This window comes from Paenibacillus sp. sgz302191 (genome assembly GCF_057749925.1).
The window spans coordinates 14,055-38,358 of the sequence record NZ_JBYLHY010000049.1 but is presented as its reverse complement, the minus strand read 5'-3'; the positions used below and the strand labels follow the sequence as shown (position 1 = coordinate 38,358).

Genomic DNA, 24,304 nt, shown 5'->3' with positions numbered 1-24,304 from the left:
GGCGCGAGCTGCAACTCGGTATCCGGGCGGACCCTTCGACTGAAACGTTGGACTTCCGCCGCAGACGGCTCGTAAATCGCTACTCCACGAAGCCGCCGTTTTCCATCCGGTATTTGCAAAATAGGCTGGATTCTCTTGTTGGGGAAGGAAAAGCAGTCGTAAGCGTAGATGTTCAAAACTTCATCATGAAAGTGACGATCAGTATTCCAGACGCGGCATACTTTCGGGAGATCCAGCGGACGATTGAAGTTATTAAACCCGCAAACATAGTCTATCAGCAAGCATCTTCCGCCGCAGACGGCATTGTATTGGAAGAACATATCTGGCGAACATACTTGTTTCGTGAAACTATTTTAGGGAAATGGCGTGTTGGCATCACGCCGTTTGCATCGGCTGGGGAGGAGGAAATGATAAAGTGATTCCTGACGCATATCTAAACGAACTTGCTGTATACACGAAAAATAAAATATCGAAAGTCGTAATAAACGGGCAGTTAGAAATCACGACATTTTCAATGCGGCAGGTCACGGCAAGCACCGTAGAGCTGGAGTATACTATTCCTCTTTTCGCTGGACAAGCCTGGGTGCAATTGATCGAGGTTTTGAGCAGCAGCGGGTCGGTTATTTCCTCAAATGCCGTGATCATTCCAATCGTGAGCGACACAATTATGAAACATACCATTTCGATAAAGGAGGCCTGAGACGATGCCTTATAACGGCAATACAAACTGGCAATACGGCCAGATTGTCACGGAAGCTGACATGAACAGAATTGAGCAGGGAATCATTGATGCCTTTGCCGAGAATGCGCCGAAAGATTCTCCAACTTTCACCGGCACGCCAACGGGACCAACCCCACCAGTCGGAACGAATACAGATCAACTCGTGACTGCAAAATTTGTTCAAAACAAAATAAACGCTTTAATTAACGGTGCACCAGGTGCACTGGACACCTTGAAAGAACTGGCCGATGCGATGGGGGACGATCCCAATTTCGCGGCTACGGTGACGAACGCTTTGGCTGGAAAGGCACCTGCGAATCATACCCATACTGGGGCAGCCATTGATGCACCGAGAACCGACATGACCAAAGACCTTGCGACAGCTCAGGAAATTCGGTGGAAAAACTTCGGAAATGGTCATACGATAGTCGATGCCAGTGCGTCCACGTATCCAGGAGGAAATACCAACGCGCAAAACCCATGGCAAGCGACATATCCAACTTTGGTCGGATACAACGGGGCAAATACATTCGGGGTACGAGTGGATAGCGCAAGAACGGCGGATACAGTTGGCGGTGTTCAATTTCGAAACAATAATGGAGTAGTTGAATTTTACAGCGGAGGAGTGTGGACGCCAGTGGGTGGAATGTTACCAGTAGGGAGATTAAGAAGTATGACTGCGGGATCTGTGGGCCCATCTGGATCATACGTAACCATATTTGATGTTACCGGATATGGTCGATTGGAAAAATTAAGAGGATCATGGTCATGGAGCGGAGGCGGTTCAGCAAATGTAGTTATCAATACAACGATTGGATTAAGAGTAACACTGGACGGTAAGCAAGATATAGTTACCTCTAACATAAACTATAACGGATCTGCGGATGGAGCGAATGGGACACGTACTATTGACTACATTATTGGAACTGCTGGTGGGTCATCCTCTTACAATACCAATGTAGCAGATTCGATTTATTTCAACTCAAACTGCAAAGTTGAAATGCTGACTCAAAATAACGCTGGATATTCTATTAATTTGCCTAGTTACAATTTAGATTGTCGCCTCGCTGCTGGTACGCCATAGGAAAGGAGAAAGGGCCATGTCATTTATTAAAGATGGGGAGCATATTCGCTTTCGAAGCGAAGGCGTTGATTATATTTTATGCGATTTTGAAAAGACAGAAACTATCCGTATTAATGCGCACACGATCGCCGATGTAACATACCAGTTTGACTTGTATGCAGGGGTGTATGTTGAGCAATCGCGGTCAGAGCGCGCTGAACCTTTGCCTCCAGAGCTAAAGACACCGGAGCAGCGTATCGCGGAGCTTGAAGAACAAAATATAAATCTTATGCTGGCCATTACCGAAATATATGAGTCAATTAATACAGGAGGCAAGTAAGATGACAGTGATTAGAGAAGCCCTGACAAGGCTTCTTTTTTTTGTTATGGAGAGGGGGTGATACGATGGTCACTGTTTACGTCACATTGATTATAAAAGGTTATAAGACTTTCAGCCAAGTCCCTACGAACCTCAAATCTTCCGTCGAGTCCGAACTTGCCGCAATGGACCTTGGAACTGACGGCAAGCCGCAGCAAATTCCACAACAATAAACCGTTACCGCCCCGCTAATGCGGGGCTATTTTTATGCTAGGAGTGGATTGATATGGTTACACTTCCGACTATAAAACGTGGCGATACGTTTCAGTATCTGGCGACTTGGGAAGGTGCGAGACTGGAAGAGTTACGCTCTCAAATACGTGTTCCATACGATAGGCTTGTTGCGAATGCCGTCATTGAAGAAACTGCAGTGCCATTTACTTTCCGCTTTAGTGTCGCGGATACCACAGACTGGCCGATCGGCGTACTTGTGACCGATATTAGGCGAAAAAGCGGGGGCATTGTTACAACCTCAGAAACTATGAACATTCAAGTGATAAAGGACGTGACCCATGACTGAGCCTATAAACGTGACCCCCGGTCCCGCCCCTGTGCCGATTGTCATTTCAGCCGGCGGCGGTGGATCAGGAACGCCAGGGCCAAAAGGTGACAAAGGCGATAAGGGAGATAAAGGGGATGCTGGCCCAATGGGTCCGCAGGGTCCAATCGGCCCAAAAGGTGACAAAGGGGATGCTGGCCCACAAGGGCCCGCGGGTGTTGATGGAGCCAAGGGAGAAACAGGCCCGGCAGGTTCGCAGGGCTTGCAAGGGCCAAAAGGAGATACGGGAGAAACGGGAGCCGCAGGACCGCAAGGTCCGGCAGGCACTACCGGTGCAACTGGACCGCAAGGCCCGGCTGGGGCAACCGGATCCGCGGGCGCGAATGGACAAGGTGTGCCTACTGGCGGCACGTCGGGACAAGTCCTAACCAAAGTCAGCGGGGCTAACTATGATACACAATGGTTAACGCCTTCTGGAGGGGGCGGCGCAGCGACTTTACTGGGCAGCTACACCTTAGCGCCTACATATTGGGACAGCACATTGATTACGGTAGACGCAGCTGCAGATACGCTGACAATCCCTGGGCATACATTGGTTGCAAACGATCAGATCATGGTTACGTTCCAAAAAGGGCGTACTACATCTTCGGTGCCCGCGGGGATCATTCCCGGAAAAATCTATTATGTGCGAGCCGTTTCCGGTAACTCCTTCAAACTTTCCACTGTAAATACCGACACTGGACTAATTGATTTGACGAGTACAGGGACACCCGGAACATGGCGAATTGAAAAAACAACCGGCATCCAAACAATCACGATCAGCGGCCTTAATGCTTCTGGTCCGTTGAGGGTTGTTTTTCGGAATGGCGGCATGACCGGGAGCTATGCGGGATGGATGCTAAAAATCAATGGAGTTTCGACAAGTGATATTTATTACATGCAGCAGAGCGGCAGCGGGCTTGCAAACAATGCGCTCCTTGCCGATTTCGGAAGTAATAACCCCATACGCATCCTAACAACGATTGATTTGATATGCAAAAACAATCAGATTACCTTTACCGGCGCGACTACTTACGAAGGAACGTCAAGTTCAAGTGCGACCAATGCAAGCAACGTCTTAATTACCAGTATTGGCTTCACTACTATGGATCCGTCAAAATTCAGTAGCTTAACAAGTATCGCTATCCAGGCCGGGAACGGAATGTTCAACGGGGATGCCACTTTGGAGGTCTGGCAGCTATGAAAGAGATTATCTATGATGCAAAGACGCAGCGGTCAATTGAAATAGAAAAGGTTGAGGATATCGTTATACCTGAGCGCATACCTTCGCCAGAAGAACAAATCGTAACGCTCAAGGCGCGGCTTGCTGTAGCTGAACAAGCTGCTTCTGACAATAGCATTACCCAGCAACAATTACTGGAATTACTCATTGACAAGGGAGTGATTTAAGATGGCCGTTAACCCACTATTAGTTAGGTCATATGCAACAAATGTATATCTGACAGGAAAAAACAGCTTGGCAAATATCGCGGCTCAACGACCGGAATATGTCGCGCCGGTCATGCAATATGCTGCCGAGAATTACTATGTAAATGATATCGACAATGCGCTAACCCAAGGATGGATTACGGCCCAGGAGCACGCCGACACACTCGCTCTAAAAGGGCCGGAAGACCCACAATACAGAAATGTAGCTGTAAAATCTGCTACTGAGGGAGAGGTACTATGACTACAAAATTAATTGTAAACCAGTTACTTACTGCAGCCGCAGGAGAAACAGGGAAAGAAGCGGGATTCGCGGGCATTGTAGCCGCGGTGGGAACATTCATCGCCGCGGGACTAGGCGGCTGGGACGTCTCCATAAAAATTCTTGTATGTGCAATGATCGGGGATTACGTTTTCGGAGTGCTTGGAGCTATCAAGACAAAAAGCCTGAATAGCGACGTAATGTTCTGGGGCGGGATCAGGAAAGGCATGGTTCTTCTTGTTATATCCCTGGCGGTACTCCTAGACGAATTCATCGGGCAAGCCCCAGTGTTTCGAACATTAGCGATCTATTTCTACATTGGACGAGAAGGACTATCGCTAATAGAAAATTCCAGCATTCTAGGCTTCCGGTGGCCGCCAGCTATAAAAAATTTACTGGAGCAGTTGAGACAGAAAGGTGAGGGGCAGAAATGAGCGGTTTCCAAATGAAATACGAGATCGTCCCGCGGTACCTGACAGCGCCAAGCTTGCGGCGCCCGGGTATTCCTGCCGATCAGGTTCAGTTTATGGTCGCACATGATACAGGGAATCCGGGCAGCACGGCGGGTGGGAATGTGAGTTATTACGAGAACAGCCGTAATGTGATGGAAGCCAGCGCGCACCTATTTGTGGATGATACTCAAATCATAGAGTGCATCCCGTTTCTAACCGGCACGCCGGAGAAAGCCTGGCACGTCATCTACAACGTAACGGTCGACAATCAAATGTTCGGGGCCGACGCAAATGATGCAGCTGGCGGCGTAGAACTGTGCTATGGCGGGAGTATAAATATACAAGAGGCATACAAACGGTACGTGTGGGTGTTGGCATATAGTTGTTGGAAGTTTTGCCTGGATCCAGCGACGAAAATCACAGGCCATCACATCTTAGACCCGGCCCGGAAGACGGACCCGATGAATGCATTGAAAATGCAGGGGAAAACGTTTGACGACCTTATTGCGGATATTGTGAACGAATATAACGAATGTTTGGAGGATGAGGAAACGATGAAATTCGAATATGATTGGCAATGGAAACAACTCGGGGACGCCCTGGACGGGCTCTACAAGAAAGGGATCATTACGGACTATACCTGGGCGGAAAAAGCCTACACGAGGAAGTTGACGCAATCTGAACTTGCTTTCCTGAATACGGTTATCCTTGCGCGGCAGCAGGGCATTGAAGCTTAGTAGGGGAAACACTTAGGGCAGAGGGGAGCAATGAAAAATGTCACAATACGACATCAATCGATATGGCGCATCCAGTGGGCGCCGGATTCTAGAAGATGGAACAACGCTCAATATCGCTGACGCGATGGTGCAAATCATCACCCTGCTTGGAGGAGGACCCGGACCCGTTGATGTAACGCTCCAGAGCGCTGCGACCACCGCAGGCAATGGCACGCTGTTTGCACCTACCAGCAACGCTAAACTGTCCTTCGAAATTCGGGGTACGAGTACGAGCAGGAACATTCTATTCGAAATAGCCGGACCGAGCGGACAATTCGTCCCTTGTACTGCATTCAGCGTCACAGATCCGACAGTATTCGGCACACAGACTACTGGAGGCGCGGATGCAAAGCCGGAGAGCTGGACGGTCAGCGTCGCCGTTGGATGGACATTTCGGGCGCGAATTTCCGCCGTTGCAGGCGGGAATGTGACGATAGCAGGGAGGGCGGTGTAGTCATGGGGTTGACGTATATAGGACCAATGCTAGTCGCAAAACATGATACGGTCCGCGGCACTGAAACCGGAACCTGGACAAACAGCGGCAGATATCGGTCATCCGCGAATGTCGGGGATACAATCACGGTGAAATGGTTCGGAACAGATTTGTCGATAGAAATTGAAACTGGCCCGGATAAAGGCGCAGTATCCTTCGCGAGTGATGGTGGCGCTGCTACAAACGTCGATGCTTACACCGCAGTTGTGGGTATGGTCGGAACAATGGTAGCGACCAACTTGACGAAAGGTTGGCATACTACAGTGTTCACGGTCACAGCAAAAAACGCCTCTTCCTCCGGGAATGTTGTTAATTTGAAGCGGCTCATGGTTTACTCTAATGCGAAGTTGTGATAGAACGTTTCTAAATCCAGAAGCACTGGTAAAAAAAGCCCTTGGGAAAGCATCCCTTGGGCTTTTGTCTACGATCAGGAAAATTTTCCTTATCGATACTACTCCTTAGAACCCTCTCTTTTGGATAGCGGTTTCTTTACTAATGTTCTTTTGTATATGTATGGTGTACCGTGATATTCCCAGTTGTGTTTTTTCTTCTCCCTTTGCGAAATTGAAACCTTCAATTGTACATTCGCAACTTGACGTTGAAACTCACCCATGTATCGTTTGCATCGATTCAAACCAGCTTCTTCGGTTGTGCTGAAAAAAGTTTTAAGATGAAACCCATTTGCGCTAATATCAAATCGGAAGATATTCATGTGTGAGCGCCTCTCTTCGATGAAATGATCATTACAACCATTTTCCTAGAAAGCTTGAAATTTAACAACCAAAATAATCCCCACAGCAATAATAGTGTGGGGAGTTCCCCCAACTTCGGGGGAAATGCTTGGTTTATGTTATCATCCCCATATGACGCAATTTCTTTTTGATAGCCTCAAGCTTTTCCGCCTTTAGATCATTCAAAGAAACCCCGTTTACTATTTCAGGATTGTCAGCTATCCTTTGAAGCAATTCTAATAAGTAATTTAGGCATGTTTTCCCGAGAGCCCTAATCATTTTCAATTCATTCCATGTCGCACACATTAGACTTTCGATATTTTCATATCCCGCGTCACTCAGTGCATTGATGGTTCTTGTTAGATTTCGCTTGTTATCTGCATCATTCTTCGCGTCGGCAAGACATAGGATGTCTCTTTTTAAAATTACTTCTGGAAAGGGATAATACTGGTTTAGTGGCGTGTTTTTATCAAAAACCTTGTTCATAGATGCTGCACCTCAGATTGTTAGGATTTGAAATAAAAACCTATGTTTGCTACTTTTCAAAGAACAATCTATATAAAGGCCAGCCATGCACGGCCGGCTCGTGGCGGGTTCCCGCGAACGCGGCGTCATCGCGACGCGGCGGTTTCGGCCAGTTCCCAATTGGCAACTCATCAGGCGGGTTACTTGCTTAATTTGTAAAGCATGTACTGGTTCAACGAAATACCTTCAAGCTCTGCGGCGGCGGCTAAATCCCGGTGAAGTGTCTTCGGCATGCGGACCCGGATACTGCCGCTGTAGTCCCCTTGTGGCTCCGGGATCGGGTCGCCGAATTCTAGCTTTACCTCCAAGTACCCCTCTAAGGCTTCCTTTAGGCTCTTATACAATTCTCCAATCGTATCGCCACTTGACTGGCAACCATCCAACTCCAGGTACTTCCCATAAAAATAGTGGCCACTTTCGTCGTTGACTTCTCGCACGATCACCGTATACGGGAGACTGAGATAATACGCAAGGTTTTTATCGGTCATGTAATTTAGCAAGGGTCATGATATAATTTATGATGTGGGAAAGAACCGGGAGTTACCTCCCGATTCGTTTCAGCACATCCACCACGTAGACCGCCTTGAGCGGAGTATCTTTCTTTACCGTTATGACGTCTCCAGCGTCATTTCGGAATTGGTAGTGGCTTCCTTTGTGTCTCACGTTCTTGTAACCGTGGGCTTCAAGGACTTTAGCTGCTTCCGTGAAGGATATTCCATTAGGGCGGTCTTTCATCTTTTCGATGAGTTTATCGACCCTTGCCATGTCTGACCTCCTTTCTATATTGATAGTACCATATATGGAACCTAAATGCAAGCATAAGTATGCTATTTTTTGACCACAATTTGACCACACCGCTCACATTTTGACCACGGAAATACGAGTCAAACAGAACGTTAGTTCGGTAAGTAGGACAATAACAAAACCCGTATATCTTCACATTAATGCACATTCAATCAAATAGAACAGCCCCAAAATAGATGATGCTGATCGTTGTGGCGCTGCTGTTTACGAATATCATTAACAACGGAACGACAGGAATGAAACAAAATATTCAAACGCACGGCAATGCGGCTAATACGAGCATTTCGTCATTGACGCCGTGAGGTCCATGTTGATTACGGTTATGTTGGTGCTGGTTATTATTGTGATCTATAACGGCGCGGTAGGGGGAAATGCCGGTATGCGCCAGCAAGTGAAAGACAGCGGCGGACGAATCAATACGGTTATTGAGCGGATCGATCCATGAAACAGATTCTCGTATTTATTCTTTTTGCGGCGATGCTCTGCTGGTTCATGTTTTCTCCGGTTTACAAGCATGTTATCATTTTGCGGCAGGCGCTTTTGCAAAAGGAAGTCGATTATATGCTTGAGGTCGGCGCCAGCGGCAAATACGGCTATATTGACGCAGCCATGATCCAAGCCTCCAGAGGGCGTATGGAAGAGAGGGGATTCGTTCCGGCGGATTTGACCTATAATGTGACCTCGACCTCAGGGTCCGGCGGAACGAGCGCGAGTCAGCCGCTGCTGCGGGGAGCGGGGCTTCATTTGACGATTACGTATCCGTATCACCGCTTGTTCGTCATTGACGGTCTTATCGGAATCGCGGTTCCTTCCGCAGGCGAGCGAATGGGAGCGGCGGGAATGAAAATGAGCGAATATGTGCCTTAAGGCTGGAGAGATGCGATGTATAAGCTGCTGCTGTTTATATTGATGAGCGTCGTCTATATGACGATGTACACGCTGCAGGCCGACGAGGAATTGGCGATGCATACGCTGTTTCAGGGCAAGCATGCTTTGAACGCTGCGGCACATGCGGCTGCGCAGCAAACCGATCCGGTCAAACTCGCGGAGGGAATCCGCTCTATCGATGAAGCGGCGGCACAGCAAACGGCCCTCCGGTATTTACAGGCCAACCTTCGCCTGGACGAGCTCAATGACCCGCTGCCGGATACGTTTTTGCGGTCACCGGTGCAAGTGGTTTTGTTTAAGGTGGTTAATGACCGGGAGACGTTTCCTTATACTTTTACACATCCGGGGTATAGCTACTCGGTCACTTTGAACAGGCCGGGGGTTATTATGTTTATCCGCCTTGAATACCCGCGTACGTATGCCGTGCTGCAGCCGATTGCCTGGACCGTCAAAGCTGCGGCGGAGATGGTGTATTGAAAAAAGAGACGCTTCACCGGCTGTTTGCACAGCTATGGAACCGTCCCTTTTTGCTCTTATTTAAACAAATAGCGGATGTATGCGCCGATCACATCGCGGGCTTTTCCTTCGGAGGGCAGCATGTGGCTATCCATGCCGGGCAGCACGTTAACCTCTATGATGCCTCCTCCTGTTTGAGAAATCGGGCTGCCGATGTCGGGGCAACGAATATCAATGCCTGCGACATCTATATCGAGCGCAGCCGCTGCGGCAATCGCAATGCTTGCATTTTCGCTGCAGATCTCATCGGTTCTGTCGATGTTTTCTCCGCCGGTAAAATCATTGCTGTTCAGCCTCAATGTCACCTTTCTGCCAGCAGGCACGATGCTGTCCAGACTGAGTTTCATAGATTGAAGATGGAAAAGCAGCGGCGGATCGATGGGAATAAGCATCAACGGCTTGTTCTCGTCCTTTGTGCCGCGTCTCGGATCTTCATTTGCCTTGCGGATCAGTTCTTCAATGGTGGAAAATCCGTCTCCGATAACGGACGGAGGGCGGGTCTCCAGAACGCCGACGACTGCTTTGTCGATAACCAGCACCCGATAATCCCGACCCGCCGCCTGCTGCTGCAGGATGACATGAGGACTGTAAGCCAGCGCGTGCGTAATAGCCTCTTCAAGCTGCGGTTCGGAAGTTACATTCATAACAATGCCTACACCGCGGTTCGTATTGAACGGCTTTACGACGATCGGAGCCTGTGAGGCCAAAAAATCCGCCGCTTCTTTGCTGAACGCCTGGATGAGGCGGTACTCGGGAACGGGGAGTTTGCGTTCTTGAAGAAGCATATTGGTCGCTACCTTATTCGTAGATAGGAAGCCTGCGATAAAGGGCAGTTTGTGGGACCTTGTTTTGTTGATAAATATTCGTTTGATTCCATTGTCCAAAACAAGAATATCTTCAAGACCGGGAATGAGCGGCCGGCAGCTAATGCCCATCGTTAAAGCTTTTTCCATAATGAGCCTGTTATGAATATTCGTGAGTTGCATGGTTGTTCACCCCGCCAGACATCTTAGATAACAAAAATAAGTAAATAAACAGGCACAACAGGCAGCAAACGCTCATAACAACGAGCACGTAAGCGATGCTGATCGAGCCTGCGGCCGCACTTGCGAGAAATACGCCAAGCGGAATAAAGCCCCGGTCTGCCATGATGACGCTCATTAACCGTCCGCGCATCCGTTCGGGAGCATGCATTTGGAAGAGGATGCGGCTCGCCGTGCGAAAGGCTTGCGAAAACAATCCCATGAGCAGCAAAGCTCCGGCAGCGAGCCAATAATTAGCGCTTAGCGAGAAGAAGAACATGGCGCCGACGAAGCCAAAGGCGAACCAAGGGATGTAAGTTATTAAGCGCACGGAATCCAGCCGCGCGAGCGCGTATGCTCCTATTACCGCCCCGGCAGCGGTAGCCGTGAGCAAGTAGCCGAAAGATTCGGAGCCTTGATGAAGTACGTCCGTTACGTAAATGGGTACCAAAGAGGAATAGGAAAAACCGAAAAACATCAAGCAGACGCTGAGCAGCAGCAAAAGCAGAAGCTTGGGCTGCGAACGCAAAAAAGCGGCAATCGGCCGGAACCCGCCCCGGTCGTTCGAAGCTGCCCCGGGCTCGGGACGGTTTGTGTTCTTCGGAATTGCAAACAATGTGGCGAACACGGTAATTTGAGCCAGCACATGAACAAAGAACAGCGGAGCAACACCGACGCGGGCCATCATTACGCCGGCAATAGCAGGCCCGATCATGCGCGCCAAATTCAGCATCGTTGTATACAGCGCAACGCCGCTTGCGATTCCCCCCTGGGGCACGATATCCGGCAACAGCGCATTGCGAACAGGAGGTTCCATTTCATCGAAGATGCCTCTCAGAAGAATCAGCGCAGAGAGGATCCAGATGTTTTTTTGTCCGGATGAAACGTACAAGGCGAGAATGAGGCCGAGACTTAATATGGGAATATACAACCAGATCAGAAGCGTACGCTGCGGAAAGCGGTCGGCAAGTAACCCTCCCAGCAGTCCGATGAACAAAGCCGGCAGCAGTCGGCAAAAATTGATAACCCCCAAATAAAAGGGGGAGGAAGTCGACGTAAGTACATACCAGTTAAGTGCGGTAACACCGACATAATCACCGATGGATGCGAGCAGGCTCCCTGTAAAAAAACGTCTGTAAACGGGAGAATTCCATGCGGATACCGGCTTCATCGCTTCTCCTGTCCCTTTTCAAAAAGCGGGTTGGCGGCGTTCGCATAAACGTAATTTTTGACGTTGCCGACCAGCCGCATTTTCGTTAAAGCCTTGATTTGCACATTAGGCGCGAACAGCGCTTCTTCATCGGCGGCCGCCTCTTCGGCAAAAGCCGCATCCTGCTTCCATTGGGCGTAGAGCTTTCTGCATTTGCCGCTGACGATAGACCAGAACGAGGATTCCTGTAAACCGTAACAACAGCTTAGAACGTTGATAAGTTCGCCCAAATGATTTTGCATAAGAGCGTGAATCAGCTTGGTTCTGGCATCGTGAATCGAAGCGATGATAGAGGCGCCTTCCCGGCAGGGCAAATCGAATCCCTGCTTGTGCAAGCGGGTGAGGTCGATGCGCGCTCCGCCCAAATCCCGGATCATCATGCGCACAGGAAGGCCGTCCCTGAACACGGTCAAGCTGTTCTGCAGGTGAGTTTCCAAGCCAATGCCATATTTGCTTAGCAGCTTTAATGGAATTAAGGCGATATCGCAATAGGCCGAGAAAAATGACAGCGCATTTGCGACTTCTTCGACTTCGTCGTCCGGGCAGCTTGCCCGAATAAACTGTTCGATCAAGAGCCGCCCGTCGGGTGCGGCCGTTTCCAACAGTGCTGCGCCAACGACAACGATTTCTCCATCGGCCAGAAACGAGTCGGGATTTTCCCGGAGCAGGAAAGCCAGATGCTTGGCTGACGGTTGGTTGTCTTCCGAGAGCGGCGACATATAGTTCACTCCGCCTATTTCACCCAGAATCCGAATGGCGGAGCGGCAGTCCGGTTCCTGCTCCATGATTTGGCGCAGCGTTTTCGTGAGCAGCGGACCGTTCTGAACGGCCTCGATCGAAAGCGCGCGGACGGCGCTCGTCGTTTGCACATTCATCGGCAGCTTGATGTGCGGAGCCGCCCCGCCTCCTTCGCAGGCCGTATCAGGAATAACGGTGCGAATGGACAAAGTGGGCCAGGCAGGGAGGGTTGTGTCAAGCAAACGAATATGGCCGTGCTCGATGTCTCGGCCGAACAGATCGAAGAGCGTATGCTCCCACTGCCAAGGATGGACGGGAACGATGAGCCATTCGCCAGCTTCATGGGTCCCGAATCGATGGGAGAATTCGGTTTCAAGTCCTTCGGCTATGCCGAAAAACAAAGCATTTACTTCAGCGAGCGTCAAATGGGTAAATGAGGATTGGACAAACTCTTGCTTCACAGCGGCAAAATGAAGCCGAATACGTTGCCCGAATTCGGGAGAGTACCGAAAAACTTCGTCAGCCGTCATCCCGATTTTTGCCTTGGCTCCAGGGTGAATGGGATGCCCGTTGAAAGCGAATTGTTCATACGAATAGGTCGGTCCGAAAGAAGCCCGTCCGTTCGATTCGAGAATGTGGCTTTGCCAGGCCAGGGCAAAGGCCAGATTGGCCGTGCTGTCGGCGACCTCATGCAAAAAAGTCTCCTTCTGTTTAACGGGGAAATCGCCTTCATCAGCGATATACCTGGCGATTTCCAAAGGAGACAGCGGGTTTTGAGCGGATTGCCGGTTGGACATGAGATGCGGGTTCTTCAACTTGAAGCGTGAAAACGACATTTGGCGTGTAACTGTAAAGGAAATATGCTGCTGGCTTTTTTCTAAAAAGCAGGCTAACTGCCGGTCAGATTCCCGGCCGGCGGCCAGCTCGACGCAGGTGCGGTCATCCTCCCATTCCCGGATCAGAGCGTTCAGCAGCCTTTCGGATATTTTTTCACGGGCGGCCGGCAGCGCATCCCTGTAGTGGCCGAGCAGAAGGGGAAGATGGTTTTCGATATATTCGAATATGAGCTGCTCTTCGACTGTATAACGGGTCGAGCGGTTCATGAAATGAAACATAAATCCACCAGCCTTGTCTGTTTTATGAAAATGATTCTCATTATCGAACTTGATTATAATAGCACCCCATAAATTCCCTTGTCAATAATATCCAAAAATTCAAAGGAAACTATTGACAATCGATAAAATTGAAATTAGTATTTTTGTGATAATGATAATTATTATCACTAAAGTCAATGAACATATTACGAAAGGAAGCTGCCATTCATGCTGCATGCCGCTTTTCTCCTTCACAGTCTGGATACCGAAGAAGAGGGAATTCATCATTATTTGCAAAACCATATTCCAGCGCTGGCAGAACTGTTTCTCACATTTCTGCCACGCGGACGCCAAGGTGTGCTGCACCGTTTGATTCAATCTATTGTTCGTGAAAATATTGCAGGACTGGCGGAGCGATCGTTTATCGAAGCGCAGGGCGGGAGGCTCGTCATTTCTATTGCCCAGGATGTTAGGCTTCTAATACCTCTGGGGCGGTCATTTTCATTTGGCCGGTTTGATATTGCGGGAGACGTTGAAATTGTGAATAAAGATAAGAGAGAGGTGATCTGCCATCCGGCAGAGGTTTTGACATGGTTGGAACAATATGGGGAGGAGGAAAATGAAGGGGACGAACGGCAGCAAAGATGGGAACGATTCAGGCGGGAGCTGAGCAACAGCGCAGCAAACCTGGCGCTTGCCTATGCGGAAGCGGAGTTGCGGAAGCGGGGACTGCTTCGGCCGCAAACGCAGGAGGGTGCGCTTGGCTTGGAGGATTGGCTGCGCACGTTGAGGCAAGCGGATGAGCGCTTCAGCACGCTTGCTTATTTCGAGCAGTGGGTGATTGAAGGCCATCCCATTCATCCTGGCGCCAAGCTGCGAATGGGCATGGATGCTGAAGATGTTATCCGCTATTGCAGTGAATTCGGCGCATCTGTCAAACCTGTGCTGCTTGCAGTTGCCAAAACCGAATCGCAGGAAAGCTCGCTCGACGAAAGCACCTCCAACGAGCTGCTTGAGAAAGATTACCCGGGTATTAATGCGCATGCGCAGCGATGGCTGGAGGAGCAAGGTCTGGATATGAAAAATTATAGGCTCATTCCCGTCCATCCCTGGCAGTATGAGCATGTTATCCGGCGTATGCATAAAAGCGCGATTCAGGACGGCACGATCGTCCTCATTCCCGACGCCGGCATTGAGACGACGGCGCTGCTATCCCTCCGGACACTGGCTCCGCTGCAAAAAGCGGGGGAAGGACGCCATCATATCAAAACGGCGTTAGCCATACAAACTACAGGCACGATGCGGACAATTTCGGCTGCCTCCGGGAACAATGGGCCAATCGTATCCGGGCTGCTCGAAGATATTTTGAGCAAGGAGAACCATTTCGGCGGAACTTTTTTTATCGTACCGGAGCGTTTGGGCGTCTATTATGATCCGTCGGACCGGTCGCTTTCCGCTTTTCAAAGAGCCGAGTTGAATAAAAATCTGATCACGATTTTTCGCGAAAATGTGGAATCCTTTGTGGCGGATGACGAAATCGTTATGCCAGCCTCAGCGCTGCTCGCGTTCTCTCCATACAGCGGGCTGACAGTCGTTGAAGAACTGCTGGATCAGGTTCTGCGCAAGGGGGAATATGCGTGCAGAGCCGAGGCCGCTGTCGCCTTTGTTCGCGAATACGCAAAGGTGGCGCTGCCAGCCTGTCTGACGATGTTCAGCCGTTATGGCATCAGCTTGGAGGGGCATTTGCAAAACTGTATGCCGGTGTTCAAAAATGGCCTGATCGACCGCATGTACATGCGCGATTTCGGCGGTGTTCGCATGCTGAAGCCGCGCCTTGAGCGGCAGGGAATGCTGCGGGAATTTCATCCCGATTCGATCACTTTGACGGATAATGAGCGCGATGTCCGCAATAAATTGATCTATCCTGTGATTCAAAACCACTTTGGCGAGCTTCTGGCATGCATCGCGCGTGCGCTGAACATGGCCGAAGAGCGGTTATGGATTCCGGTGGCGGAAACTTGCAGGGAAGCATACCGGACACTCAAGCACGATGATACGATCAGAGAGCAGGCCGAACGGGACGAAATTGCTTTGTTCGCCGATCGTGTCGAACTGAAAGCGATGACTACGATGAGGCTGCTTGGGAAAATAACGAGCTATACCTATTCGGAAGTTCCGAACATCCTTGCTGCTGTAAAAAATAATGATTGACATCTTGGATTTAATTGATAATGATTATTGTTATCGGTTATAGCGTTTTTTAAATATACATATTTTTGGGGGGCAGGTTTTCTATGTTTTCATCAAAAAAAATATCCGTCGTTCTTTCGGTTAGCATGATGGGGGCCGTTCTGTTGTCAGGCTGCGGCGCCGCAAACAAGGCAACTACGGCGGCATCGACTGGGCCCGGGGCTTCAACTGCTGCAGCGACTTCTGCGGCTGGATCGGCATCCGCGTCTCCGGCTGCGGGAAGCAAAACGGTAAAGCACGTCTGGGGAGAATCCGCCATCCAGGGCACACCCACCAAGCCGATTGCGCTTGATTTTTTTATCGTCGATATTCTTGCCTCGTTAGGCGTTAATCCGGTTGGCATTGCGGGAACGGGCAGTACGCGGGTTCCCGCGTACATCAAGGACAAAGTGGGAAATTTCACGGATATCGGTGAGCGCAAAGCTCCTAACCTTGAAGTGATCAGTTCCCTTAAACCTGACCTGATTATCGCGAACCCTGAGCGTGCCAAAACGATTAAAGCGGATCTTGAGAAGATCGCGCCTTCCGTGGCCCTGAGCGATAAGACGTATAAGGCGATCCTGGACGATGTCGATCTCCTCGGAGGCATTTTCAATAAACAGGACCAGGCGAAAAAGGTCCGAGCGGATTTGGAGAAGAAAATCAGCGACGCCAAAGGAAATGTGAAGAACCAGCCTTCCGTTCTGGTTGTAGGCGTTTTTGACGACGAGATGAGCGTTTGGGCCAAGCAATCGTTCCCTTCAAGTCTTTTGAACGATATCGGCTTCAATTATGCTTTTGCCGGCGATAAAGAGAAATCCGAAGGGACGGCCGATATCGCGACGATGACGATCGAGAAAATGGCCCAACTGGATCCCGACGTATTGTTCCTGTACGGCGATAGCATCGACAAGCTGCAGGCGAACCCTCTTTACAAAAATATGAAAGCGGCCAAAAACAACCTTGTGCTTACGGTGGAGCAGGATCTGTGGGCGCGCGCCAGAGGCCCGATTGCCGCGGGGTTAATGATCGATCAGGCCGTCAATTTCGTGAGCGGCGGGGCGAAAAAATAAATCTATGCGAAGGAAAATAGCTCTGTTCTTCGGGCTGTCCACCCTGCTGGGCGTGCTCGCCTGCATCGCGCTTGGCTGGCATGTCAAGGGATTGTCTCTTGACACTGCGGCCGAGCTATTTCGGGGGAAAGCCGATGATAGCCTGATGGTGTATACCGTATGGCATATACGCTTTCCAAGAGTTCTTCTGGCGATCCTCCTGGGCGCCGCTTTATCCGTGGCCGGATGTCTGCTGCAAGGCATTACCCGCAATCCGCTGGCAGACCCTGAAGTCATCGGAATTAATCAAGGCGCAACTTTATTCGTGGTGTCGGGCTTGCTGCTGCTCGGCACCAAAGACGTTTCTGCGCTCATTCTCGTTTGCGCTTTTCTGGGAGCATTGGCGGGAGGAAGTATTGTGTACGTTCTTTCTTTGCAAAGCCGGTTTACGCCGAGCCGTTTGGTGCTAGCCGGGATTGCCGTTTCACTTTTTTTTAGTTCGGTTTCTACAGGTCTGTTGCTGATGAACGAAACGACATTGTCCAATCTGATTTATTGGATGGCGGGCAAATTATCGGGCGCGGACTGGACCAAGGTCCGATTGTCCGCTTTCATTACCGTTCCGGTTATTGCGCTCGGATGGCTGCTGAGTCCCAGGCTGAATGTGCTGCTGCTGGACGATGAAGTAGCCGGAGGTCTCGGGCAAAATGTGAATGCGACCCGCCGGTTGGCGCTGCTCATCATAGCCGTCCTGGTTGGCGGCGCGGTTGCCGCTGCCGGACCGATCGGGTTCATCGGACTCATGGTGCCTCATATGGGACGCATGCTGTGGGGGCATGATTTCCGTGCGATGATTCCGCTTGCTGCCCTGCTTGGGGCAAATTTGCTGCTTGCCTCCGATTTGGCCGGGCAAGTTCTTTTTTATCCGGTTGAAACCCCCGTAGGCATTGTGACGGCACTGTTGGGCGTTCCATTTTTTATATACCTGATGCAGAGGAAAAGAGGAGAGATATTATGAGGACACGTCAACAGGTAATGAGCCGGCGGTTTACGCTGAGCCTGGTGGCGGGTCTGCTTCTTCTCCTTCTCTTTGCCGTACTCAGCTTGAGGCTTGGAGCGGTTCAGACGCCTTGGAGCGAAGTATGGCAGGGACTGACAGGCGAAGGGGTCGTTTTTCAATACCGTTTGCCCAGGCTGTTTGCGGCCATTATGGTAGGAATGAATCTGGCGGTAGCCGGTTCGATGATGCAAAGCATTACGCGCAATCCGATGGCCGCGCCGGATCTTGTCGGCATTAATGCAGGTGCAGGCCTCGTCATCGTGCTGCTTGTTTTGGCGGTTCCGGATTTTTCTCCGCTGCTGCTTCCCGCTGCGGCCTTTGCGGGAGCGGCGGGGGCCGGAGGGCTCGTGTATTTGCTTGCCAACCGGCGAAAAACGATGACGACGTCCCGCCTTGTGCTGAGCGGACTGGCGGTAGGCAGCGGTCTTCATGCGCTGATTACTCTCGTTTTGGTGCAATATGCGCCGAATGCCGCACAGGCGCTCGTGTTTCTCAAAGGCAGCTTCTACGCACTGTCTTGGGAACGCGTAGCGCTGCTCGCGCCCTGGACGCTGCTTGGCATACCGCTGGCTTACTTCGTTTCGCGCCAACTGACGCTTCTGCAGCTCGACGAAGCGGTTATCGCCGGTCTGGGCATTCCGGCTAACAGGATGAGGCTGCTGCTGCTTATTCTGGTCGTCGCTCTGGCGGCCAGCGCGGTGGCCATCGGCGGAACGATCAGCTTCGTCGGACTGATTGTCCCTCATTTCATCAAGTTCCTCATCGGCCCCGATTTCAAGCTTTCCACGCCGCTTGCCGCTTTGTCCGGCGCGCTGCTTGTCGTAATCGCCGACATGGCCGGACGGATCGTCATCCCGCCCGCCGAGCTGCCTGCCGGAATTATTACGGCTATTATCGGAGCTCCTTATTTCTTATACCTGCTCGTCAGAAAAGCATAGCGATCGGAAATGCCTTTGCATTTTGCCGAGGTAAATTATATTGTGAAAGGAGAACAGTTTTTCAGGAAGGGAAGAAGCGTGTATGAATTGCTTTGAACAAAGACAGAACCGGTTGCAGGAAGAGCTCCGGAAGCGCGGTTGGGCGGGTTTTCTGGTCACGCAAAACGTGGATATTTACTATTACTCCGGTTCGATGCAAACCGGGTACTTATTCGTTCCCGCCGAAGGGGAACCGTTATATTTGGTCCGGCGCAGCGTAGTCCGCGCGCAGGAAGAGGCGGCCGCGGCGGTCGAGCCGCTGGGCTCGCTGAAGACGCTGCGCGACCGGCTTGCAGCCCGGTACCCGGGGCTGCTGGACGGAGCCGCGCCGGTGCGGCTCGCCACCGAGCTGGACGTGCTCCCCGTCCAGCAGTTCCAGCGGCTGCAGGCCGCGTTCCCGGGCGCGGCCTGGGAAGACGGCGCGCTGCTCGTCCGCGAGCAGCGCATGATCAAATCGCCGGACGAGGTCGCGGCGATCCGCCAGGCTGCGCGCGTCGTCGACGCGGCGCTTACGGCCGTCATCCCCGGCATTCGCGAGGGGATGGCGGAGTTCGAGCTGATGGCGCTCATCGAGCATCAGCTCCGCCTGCGCGGGCACCAGGGGCTTATGCGCATGCGCGCCTACAATTCCGAGTTGATCACCGGAATGGTGGCGGCAGGCGCATCGGCGGCGGTGCCCACTTATTTTGACGGGCCGGCCGGGGGCACGGGGCTTCACCCGTCCAGCCCGCAAAGCTCGGGCCGCGCGGCGATCCGCCGCGGCGAACCGATTCTCGTCGATCTCGGCTGCTGCATCGACGGCTATTTGATCGATCAGACGCGTACGCTCGTGATCGGCGGTTTGGACCCCGAGCTGCAGCGCGCTTACGAGACGGCGGAGCAGGTGCTCCGCGCCACGGAAGCAAGGCTGCAGCCCGGCACGATCAGCGAGCATCTGTATCTGCTCGCGCTCGATCAAGTGCATGAAGCGGGCCTCGGTGCCCACTTCATGGGGTACGGCGATGACCAAGTGAAATTCCTTGGTCACGGCATCGGGCTCGAGATCGACGAGCTGCCCGTTCTCGCCAAAGGCTTCAAATACCCGCTTGCCCCGGGTATGGTCATCGCCATCGAGCCGAAATTTACATTTCCCGGCCGGGGCGTTGTCGGTATTGAAGAAACGTATCTGATCACGGAAACGGGATTCGAAAAGTTAACGCTTTCAAAAGTGGGGGCAATCTCCATATAACCTCGTGATTTCCCATAAAATGTCTGTCTCCGATGCGAAAAGTGGAGTATAGTTAATACATATAATGGAAATAGGAGATGCGCTTAGCGTATGGACTTTTTAGGGTTCATGATTTTCGGGGTTCTTGAATTGTCTGCCATATACTTTTTGATTTTCAGATTGTTCAAGATCGATTTATATGTGTTCTCGATCGTTTTCGCGAGTGTATTAAGCAACTTTATTTCCTACACCCTGCGCGAGGTTTATCATTTGACCAGCTCGGATATTATTATCCAGATGCTGCTTATGGTGGCATTTTGCTGGCAGCTATTCAGAATTCAACTTTTTTACTCCGTGATCATGGTCAGTATCGGTTATATCGCCTTTGTCGCTTTGCAAACGACACTGTTTTTGCTTGCCAATTGGTTCAAGCTGGTACCGGATGTACTTAACCCTACATCGCCGATTGCGTATATTTTGCAGACTGTCTCGGCTTGTTTTACGTTTGGCGCAGGCTGGTTTGTACACAAAAGCAAGAAGGGTTTTAACTTTGTGCCTCATAGCCCGCAAAAAAACGTGCTTAAAGAACAAAGCAAAAATGCATGGATGCTCCTTTTATATTGCACGGCTACGCTGGTCCCGCTCTTGCTTAGCGTGATTTTTGCCTTGAGCGAATCCAACAAATGGTTTTTCGTGATACCGATCGCTTCATGCTTGATTTTGTGGGCGCTTTTATACTGGGCGTACAAGAAGGAACAAAGCTATGATTGACAAGCTCGCAGGTCGCATTGCCGTTGCGGTGAAAAGAGCGAACAGCGAGCAGACGGCTTCCGTTGAAGTGCTTCAATATGCGCTCATTATTTATATCAATACAAGCCTTATTTTCATTCAATGCCTGCTCATCGGCTGGCTGACGAACAAGCTGCCGGAGACGCTGCTTTGCTTCTTGGTCTTCACGGTATTGCGTTTTTTTAGCGGAGGCAAGCACGCAAGCTCTACGGTGGCATGCAATCTTTTGTCGACTTTGGTATTGGCGTCAATTCCCCACCTGGCTGTTGAAGATACGAAGTGGGTGCTGCTGGAGACTATCGCCAGCTTATCGATCGTGGCTATGTTCGCTCCAAACATAGATAGCGAAACTGATATCGACGCTCGCTACTATCCGTTATTGAAAGCCGTTTCACTCTGCATCGTCGTCTCTAACTTATTTTTTCAGTCGGGGTATATCGGCTTGTGTCTATTGGCGCAATCCGTTACCATAATACCATGGTGGGAAAGGAGGACAAGAGTATGAAAAAAACAGCAGCGCTTCTTGCTTCCAGGGTGCTTTCCGCTTCGGCCAAAGTGTTTGTCAAAACGAATAAAGCTGTGATGTCCAGTCCCAAAGCGCCAAGCGAACTTCGCAAGTAACACATTTTTTTAGTTGGAGTTGGAAGGAATTCATGCGGGTACTAGCTAGAGACGGAACGGTTCATGAACTGAAGGAATCGGAAATTTTATATTTTTCTATTCACAAAAGTGAAATATCGGTTCACACGGCTCATGCGGAGTATATCCTTCCAACGAACTTCGAGCAATTGCAGCAGGCATATGCGGAATTAAATTTTGATCGGGTGGATAGGTCTTACATTGTGAATCTGGACAAGGTTCAGGGATATCATGCCGAAAGGCAATCCGTTTTTTTTAGCGATGGAACTTTTGCTCCAGTTTCGGAGAGACATCAGAAAAAGATCATTCAATATTTAAATGAAAACAAAAAAAGAGACTGACGTCATTGGGCGCGAGTCTCTTTTTGTCTTTGCAGCAGCAAATCCATCTCTTTCCAAGAGGCCTGAATTTGTTCGACTGCGGGAACGGGAGTCCGGTTATAACCTATCAAAATAGCGAGCTCCAAGCATTCCTCAAATGCGGTATCGGCTTTTCTTAAATTGTTATTTACTTCCATGGCGTGCTCCTCGATCCATTATTCTGTGTCATTTCATAATTGGTTTCGTACTTTGCAATTCGCCAACTGCGTGCTGATTTGGATGAATATGGTATCTTTTCCTGTGTTCAAATCATACCATAGCGCCGTAGCGGCTGTATGCAGGTATTTAAAATTTAAAAATAACTTGACGTGATTGTAATTTTATGGTAAAGAAAAACTGCCCAAGAAACATGATTGTTTCAAGGACAGTTGTACCATTAAGTTTAGATTTTTTCAACAACTTTATCTATCAAACCGTATGCCTGGGCCTCGGCTGCCGACATGTAGAAGTCGCGGTCGGAATCCTGGTATATTTTTTCTATAGGCTGTTTGCTCGTTTCGGACAAAATGCGGTTCAAGATTTGCCTTGTCTTGAGAATGTGATCGGCGCGGATCTTGATGTCGCTGGCTTGCCCCTGTGCGCCTCCCCATGGCTGGTGAATCATGATCTCGGCATTAGGCAGAGCCAATCTTTTGCCCGGGGCTCCGGCCGTCAGGAGGATTGCGCCCATGGAAGCGGCCATGCCTACGCAAATCGTAGAGACATCGGGCTTAATGAAGTGCATCGTATCGTAGATGGCGAGTCCCGCAGAGGTGGAGCCGCCCGGCGAATTGATGTACAGGGAGATGTCCTTTTCCGGGTCTTCGGCGGAGAGGAACAGGAGTTGGGCAATGACGGCGTTCGCTACCTGATCGTCAATGGCGGTGCCGACGAAGACGATCCGATCCTTCAGCAGCCGGGAGTATATGTCGTAGGAGCGCTCACCGCGACCGGATTGTTCAACGACCATAGGAATATAATTCATGGCAATCATCCTTTCGTATTTATGCTGCCTTGCCTTGTACGGTGCTGCTGCCGGCATACGGTTTTTGGCCGAATCCCGAGGATACGATGAGAAGCCGGATAGGCTGATTCGGTCCGGCCGAAGAGATGCTTCTGCTTATAACGGTAGCCTCGGAATCTGCGTTAGCGGCGGCCGGATTGCGGAAGCTTTCGATCGGGACGACGTTGTTCTCCGAGTTTTTAACATCTGCGGAAGTTTGCTCCCATACGATAACAGGAGCGGCGACGCGCTGCGGCGTACTTGGTTCTTGTTCGTGCTTCTTCACAGATTTTTCCCTCCTTATCCTTCTTGCGGCTTCGGATACACGGCGAGCATTACGTGATACAAGCTGCTTCCTTCGGGGCTGCAGCCGTATCTTTCGACAAGCTGCTGAACCAGGGCGGCGTATTCCTCGACAAAAGCGGACCGCTGCCGCTCATCCGTCAAATTCACCTGCAGCTGCATGGCGGCGCTGGGCACGATTTCATCGGCATCGGACTGTTCCATCAGCAGGAGCGCATCTTTTTTCATCCGCTCGGAAGCCGTGATGAGGTGGGCCAGCGAGCCTTGATCCTTCATTTTCTGCATGGTCTCCGGTTTCATGCTTAACGATTCGGCAAGCACAAAAGTTTTGGCAACAGCCCGATACAGCACCTCGACGAGATTGCGAACCTGACGGGTGCCTGTTTTGCGTACCAGGCCCGCCTTTTCCAGAGCTTTCAGGTGATAGTTGATGCGCTGGGCCGTTTCACCCAACTGTCGTGCTACTTCAGCGGCGGATGCAGGCTCCATCAGCTGCGCGAGGATTTGGCCGCGAAGCGGGTTCAGCAGAACCATCGCCTGTTCGGGAAGCTCGATGTAATAGCTTTCTTGAATGTCGTTCATCATGGAGAAATGCCTCCATTACAAAATATATGTTACGTAAAAATATTTTATTACGTGAGTGAGGATTTGTCAAATGCATTTGTTTAATTTGGTGTTGGTTTTATTTTCACAGAACAATTATTCCTTCTTGAGGAGTCCATCAACCTGCTTTCACTCTCGGATGCTGAGATCGGGGATCTCGAACGAAAATTGTATGAGAGCAAGCTGCTTTCCGATTCGCAGATTAAGTCTATTCAGAAAAAGGAACTTAAGGGTTGCTCACGATATGGACTGAAAACCTTCGCGGGGAAACATTGGAGCAAAATGATCGAGAATGAGACCCTGCGGAACAACTTCGTCGAAAGTGTACCGGCTTTGGGGGCTGTAGTGATAGGCATAGCTTTTTTTGTTTAAATCAAAAGAAGTATCTCCCGAACAAGGAGATACTTCTTTTTTATGACTTCATA

General features: G+C 50.5%; 35 protein-coding genes. 25 read left to right on the top strand and 10 right to left on the bottom strand.

What is annotated here, in order from left to right:
• The 13 genes from AC3G2T_RS36675 to AC3G2T_RS36615 form a co-directional block, all read left to right on the top strand.
• Window positions 1–419: putative phage tail protein (locus AC3G2T_RS36675; protein ID WP_488438542.1), on the top strand; the 419-nt coding region annotated here is incomplete at its 5' end.
• Window positions 416–700, top strand: a complete 285-nt coding sequence (locus AC3G2T_RS36670) for a ketopantoate hydroxymethyltransferase (RefSeq protein ID WP_488438541.1) — start codon at window positions 416–418, stop codon at window positions 698–700. The genes AC3G2T_RS36675 and AC3G2T_RS36670, both read left to right, overlap by 4 nt.
• Window positions 701–704: 4 nt before the next feature.
• Window positions 705–1,805 carry a hypothetical protein gene (locus AC3G2T_RS36665; RefSeq protein ID WP_488438540.1) on the top strand — a complete coding sequence of 367 codons (1,101 nt, stop codon included), beginning with the start codon at window positions 705–707 and terminating at the stop codon, window positions 1,803–1,805.
• A 16-nt stretch (window positions 1,806–1,821) separates the two neighbouring features.
• Window positions 1,822–2,124, top strand: a complete 303-nt coding sequence (locus tag AC3G2T_RS36660; RefSeq protein WP_488438539.1) for a hypothetical protein — start codon at window positions 1,822–1,824, stop codon at window positions 2,122–2,124.
• Between the two features lie 65 nt (window positions 2,125–2,189).
• A complete protein-coding gene (locus tag AC3G2T_RS36655; RefSeq protein WP_488438538.1) occupies window positions 2,190–2,336 on the top strand; it encodes a CD1375 family protein in 147 nt (48 codons plus the stop codon).
• 53 nt (window positions 2,337–2,389) lie between these two features.
• Window positions 2,390–2,683 carry a hypothetical protein gene (locus tag AC3G2T_RS36650; RefSeq protein WP_488438537.1) on the top strand — a complete coding sequence of 98 codons (294 nt, stop codon included), beginning with the start codon at window positions 2,390–2,392 and terminating at the stop codon, window positions 2,681–2,683.
• On the top strand, window positions 2,676–3,905 hold the full coding sequence (locus tag AC3G2T_RS36645; protein WP_488438536.1) for a hypothetical protein: 1,230 nt from the start codon (window positions 2,676–2,678) through the stop codon (window positions 3,903–3,905). Before AC3G2T_RS36650 ends, AC3G2T_RS36645 begins: the two co-directional genes overlap by 8 nt.
• Complete coding sequence (locus tag AC3G2T_RS36640; protein ID WP_488438535.1) at window positions 3,902–4,111, top strand: hypothetical protein; 210 nt, start codon at window positions 3,902–3,904, stop codon at window positions 4,109–4,111. The genes AC3G2T_RS36645 and AC3G2T_RS36640 overlap by 4 nt, the downstream gene beginning before the upstream one ends.
• A 1-nt stretch (window position 4,112) precedes the next feature.
• Window positions 4,113–4,391 (top strand): hypothetical protein, encoded by a 279-nt coding sequence (locus AC3G2T_RS36635; RefSeq protein WP_488438534.1) that lies wholly within the window; start codon window positions 4,113–4,115, stop codon window positions 4,389–4,391.
• Window positions 4,388–4,843 carry a phage holin family protein gene (locus AC3G2T_RS36630; protein ID WP_488438533.1) on the top strand — a complete coding sequence of 152 codons (456 nt, stop codon included), beginning with the start codon at window positions 4,388–4,390 and terminating at the stop codon, window positions 4,841–4,843. The genes AC3G2T_RS36635 and AC3G2T_RS36630 overlap by 4 nt, the downstream gene beginning before the upstream one ends.
• Window positions 4,840–5,598: a peptidoglycan recognition protein family protein gene (locus AC3G2T_RS36625; RefSeq protein ID WP_488438532.1), complete on the top strand. Its 759-nt coding sequence runs from the start codon at window positions 4,840–4,842 to the stop codon at window positions 5,596–5,598. Before AC3G2T_RS36630 ends, AC3G2T_RS36625 begins: the two co-directional genes overlap by 4 nt.
• A 37-nt stretch (window positions 5,599–5,635) precedes the next feature.
• Entirely contained in the window at window positions 5,636–6,091 is a 456-nt protein-coding gene (locus tag AC3G2T_RS36620) for a hypothetical protein (RefSeq protein ID WP_488438531.1), read from the top strand.
• Between the two features lie 2 nt (window positions 6,092–6,093).
• Window positions 6,094–6,483, top strand: a complete 390-nt coding sequence (locus tag AC3G2T_RS36615; protein ID WP_488438530.1) for a hypothetical protein — start codon at window positions 6,094–6,096, stop codon at window positions 6,481–6,483.
• A gap of 492 nt (window positions 6,484–6,975) precedes the next feature.
• Here the strand turns inward: AC3G2T_RS36615 and AC3G2T_RS36610 are convergent, their stop codons facing one another.
• The 3 genes from AC3G2T_RS36610 to AC3G2T_RS36600 form a co-directional block, all read right to left on the bottom strand.
• Entirely contained in the window at window positions 6,976–7,347 is a 372-nt protein-coding gene (locus AC3G2T_RS36610; RefSeq protein WP_488438529.1) for a DNA-directed RNA polymerase subunit alpha C-terminal domain-containing protein, read from the bottom strand.
• A 179-nt stretch (window positions 7,348–7,526) separates the two neighbouring features.
• Window positions 7,527–7,874, bottom strand: a complete 348-nt coding sequence (locus AC3G2T_RS36605; protein ID WP_488438528.1) for a type II toxin-antitoxin system HicB family antitoxin — start codon at window positions 7,872–7,874, stop codon at window positions 7,527–7,529.
• Between the two features lie 52 nt (window positions 7,875–7,926).
• Window positions 7,927–8,151, bottom strand: a complete 225-nt coding sequence (locus AC3G2T_RS36600; RefSeq protein WP_488438527.1) for a type II toxin-antitoxin system HicA family toxin — start codon at window positions 8,149–8,151, stop codon at window positions 7,927–7,929.
• Window positions 8,152–8,366: 215 nt separating this feature from the next.
• On the opposite strand from AC3G2T_RS36600, the gene AC3G2T_RS36595 reads away from it, so the two are divergent.
• The 4 genes from AC3G2T_RS36595 to AC3G2T_RS36580 are packed head-to-tail and all read left to right on the top strand — an operon-like array spanning window position 8,367 to window position 9,555.
• Entirely contained in the window at window positions 8,367–8,492 is a 126-nt protein-coding gene (locus AC3G2T_RS36595) for a hypothetical protein (protein ID WP_488438526.1), read from the top strand.
• A 5-nt stretch (window positions 8,493–8,497) separates the two neighbouring features.
• On the top strand, window positions 8,498–8,635 hold the full coding sequence (locus AC3G2T_RS36590; protein ID WP_474685243.1) for a hypothetical protein: 138 nt from the start codon (window positions 8,498–8,500) through the stop codon (window positions 8,633–8,635).
• Window positions 8,632–9,057 carry a hypothetical protein gene (locus AC3G2T_RS36585; protein ID WP_474685244.1) on the top strand — a complete coding sequence of 142 codons (426 nt, stop codon included), beginning with the start codon at window positions 8,632–8,634 and terminating at the stop codon, window positions 9,055–9,057. The genes AC3G2T_RS36590 and AC3G2T_RS36585 overlap by 4 nt, the downstream gene beginning before the upstream one ends.
• Before the next feature lie 15 nt (window positions 9,058–9,072).
• Entirely contained in the window at window positions 9,073–9,555 is a 483-nt protein-coding gene (locus AC3G2T_RS36580) for a hypothetical protein (protein WP_474685245.1), read from the top strand.
• Between the two features lie 56 nt (window positions 9,556–9,611).
• Here AC3G2T_RS36580 and AC3G2T_RS36575 read toward each other — a convergent pair whose 3' ends face one another.
• From AC3G2T_RS36575 to AC3G2T_RS36565, 3 genes are read right to left on the bottom strand one after another with little or no spacing between them, the layout of a single operon-like run.
• Window positions 9,612–10,580, bottom strand: coding sequence for a hypothetical protein (locus AC3G2T_RS36575; RefSeq protein WP_474685246.1), 969 nt, complete (start codon window positions 10,578–10,580; stop codon window positions 9,612–9,614).
• Window positions 10,558–11,787, bottom strand: a complete 1,230-nt coding sequence (locus AC3G2T_RS36570) for an MFS transporter (RefSeq protein WP_488438525.1) — start codon at window positions 11,785–11,787, stop codon at window positions 10,558–10,560. The genes AC3G2T_RS36575 and AC3G2T_RS36570 overlap by 23 nt, the downstream gene beginning before the upstream one ends.
• Window positions 11,784–13,679 carry an IucA/IucC family protein gene (locus AC3G2T_RS36565; protein ID WP_488438524.1) on the bottom strand — a complete coding sequence of 632 codons (1,896 nt, stop codon included), beginning with the start codon at window positions 13,677–13,679 and terminating at the stop codon, window positions 11,784–11,786. Before AC3G2T_RS36565 ends, AC3G2T_RS36570 begins: the two co-directional genes overlap by 4 nt.
• A gap of 207 nt (window positions 13,680–13,886) precedes the next feature.
• Between AC3G2T_RS36565 and AC3G2T_RS36560 the strand changes: the two genes are divergently transcribed.
• The 8 genes from AC3G2T_RS36560 to AC3G2T_RS36525 all read left to right on the top strand — a co-directional run bounded on the left by AC3G2T_RS36560 (window position 13,887) and on the right by AC3G2T_RS36525 (window position 21,952).
• Window positions 13,887–15,869, top strand: coding sequence for an IucA/IucC family protein (locus AC3G2T_RS36560; protein WP_488438523.1), 1,983 nt, complete (start codon window positions 13,887–13,889; stop codon window positions 15,867–15,869).
• A gap of 83 nt (window positions 15,870–15,952) precedes the next feature.
• Complete coding sequence (locus tag AC3G2T_RS36555; RefSeq protein ID WP_474685250.1) at window positions 15,953–16,960, top strand: ABC transporter substrate-binding protein; 1,008 nt, start codon at window positions 15,953–15,955, stop codon at window positions 16,958–16,960.
• A gap of 4 nt (window positions 16,961–16,964) precedes the next feature.
• Entirely contained in the window at window positions 16,965–17,957 is a 993-nt protein-coding gene (locus tag AC3G2T_RS36550; protein WP_474685251.1) for a FecCD family ABC transporter permease, read from the top strand.
• A complete protein-coding gene (locus AC3G2T_RS36545) occupies window positions 17,954–18,937 on the top strand; it encodes a FecCD family ABC transporter permease (RefSeq protein WP_488438522.1) in 984 nt (327 codons plus the stop codon). Before AC3G2T_RS36550 ends, AC3G2T_RS36545 begins: the two co-directional genes overlap by 4 nt.
• A gap of 82 nt (window positions 18,938–19,019) precedes the next feature.
• Entirely contained in the window at window positions 19,020–20,204 is a 1,185-nt protein-coding gene (locus AC3G2T_RS36540; RefSeq protein ID WP_488438521.1) for a M24 family metallopeptidase, read from the top strand.
• A 90-nt stretch (window positions 20,205–20,294) separates the two neighbouring features.
• Window positions 20,295–20,954, top strand: a complete 660-nt coding sequence (locus AC3G2T_RS36535) for a hypothetical protein (protein WP_474685254.1) — start codon at window positions 20,295–20,297, stop codon at window positions 20,952–20,954.
• The gene (locus tag AC3G2T_RS36530) at window positions 20,947–21,477 is read left to right on the top strand and encodes an accessory gene regulator ArgB-like protein (RefSeq protein ID WP_474685255.1); all 531 of its coding nucleotides are present in this window, start codon (window positions 20,947–20,949) and stop codon (window positions 21,475–21,477) included. The genes AC3G2T_RS36535 and AC3G2T_RS36530 overlap by 8 nt, the downstream gene beginning before the upstream one ends.
• A 148-nt stretch (window positions 21,478–21,625) precedes the next feature.
• Complete coding sequence (locus AC3G2T_RS36525; protein ID WP_474685256.1) at window positions 21,626–21,952, top strand: LytTR family DNA-binding domain-containing protein; 327 nt, start codon at window positions 21,626–21,628, stop codon at window positions 21,950–21,952.
• Between the two features lie 2 nt (window positions 21,953–21,954).
• On the opposite strand, the gene AC3G2T_RS36520 is transcribed toward AC3G2T_RS36525, so the two are convergent.
• The 4 genes from AC3G2T_RS36520 to AC3G2T_RS36505 all read right to left on the bottom strand — a co-directional run bounded on the left by AC3G2T_RS36520 (window position 21,955) and on the right by AC3G2T_RS36505 (window position 23,861).
• The gene (locus AC3G2T_RS36520) at window positions 21,955–22,128 is read right to left on the bottom strand and encodes a hypothetical protein (protein ID WP_474685257.1); all 174 of its coding nucleotides are present in this window, start codon (window positions 22,126–22,128) and stop codon (window positions 21,955–21,957) included.
• Between the two features lie 245 nt (window positions 22,129–22,373).
• Window positions 22,374–22,955, bottom strand: a complete 582-nt coding sequence (gene clpP / locus AC3G2T_RS36515) for an ATP-dependent Clp endopeptidase proteolytic subunit ClpP (RefSeq protein WP_474685258.1) — start codon at window positions 22,953–22,955, stop codon at window positions 22,374–22,376.
• 19 nt (window positions 22,956–22,974) lie between these two features.
• The gene (locus AC3G2T_RS36510) at window positions 22,975–23,259 is read right to left on the bottom strand and encodes a hypothetical protein (RefSeq protein ID WP_474685259.1); all 285 of its coding nucleotides are present in this window, start codon (window positions 23,257–23,259) and stop codon (window positions 22,975–22,977) included.
• Window positions 23,260–23,273: 14 nt separating this feature from the next.
• Entirely contained in the window at window positions 23,274–23,861 is a 588-nt protein-coding gene (locus AC3G2T_RS36505; RefSeq protein WP_488438520.1) for an ArsR/SmtB family transcription factor, read from the bottom strand.
• Window positions 23,862–24,304 lie beyond the last annotated feature (443 nt).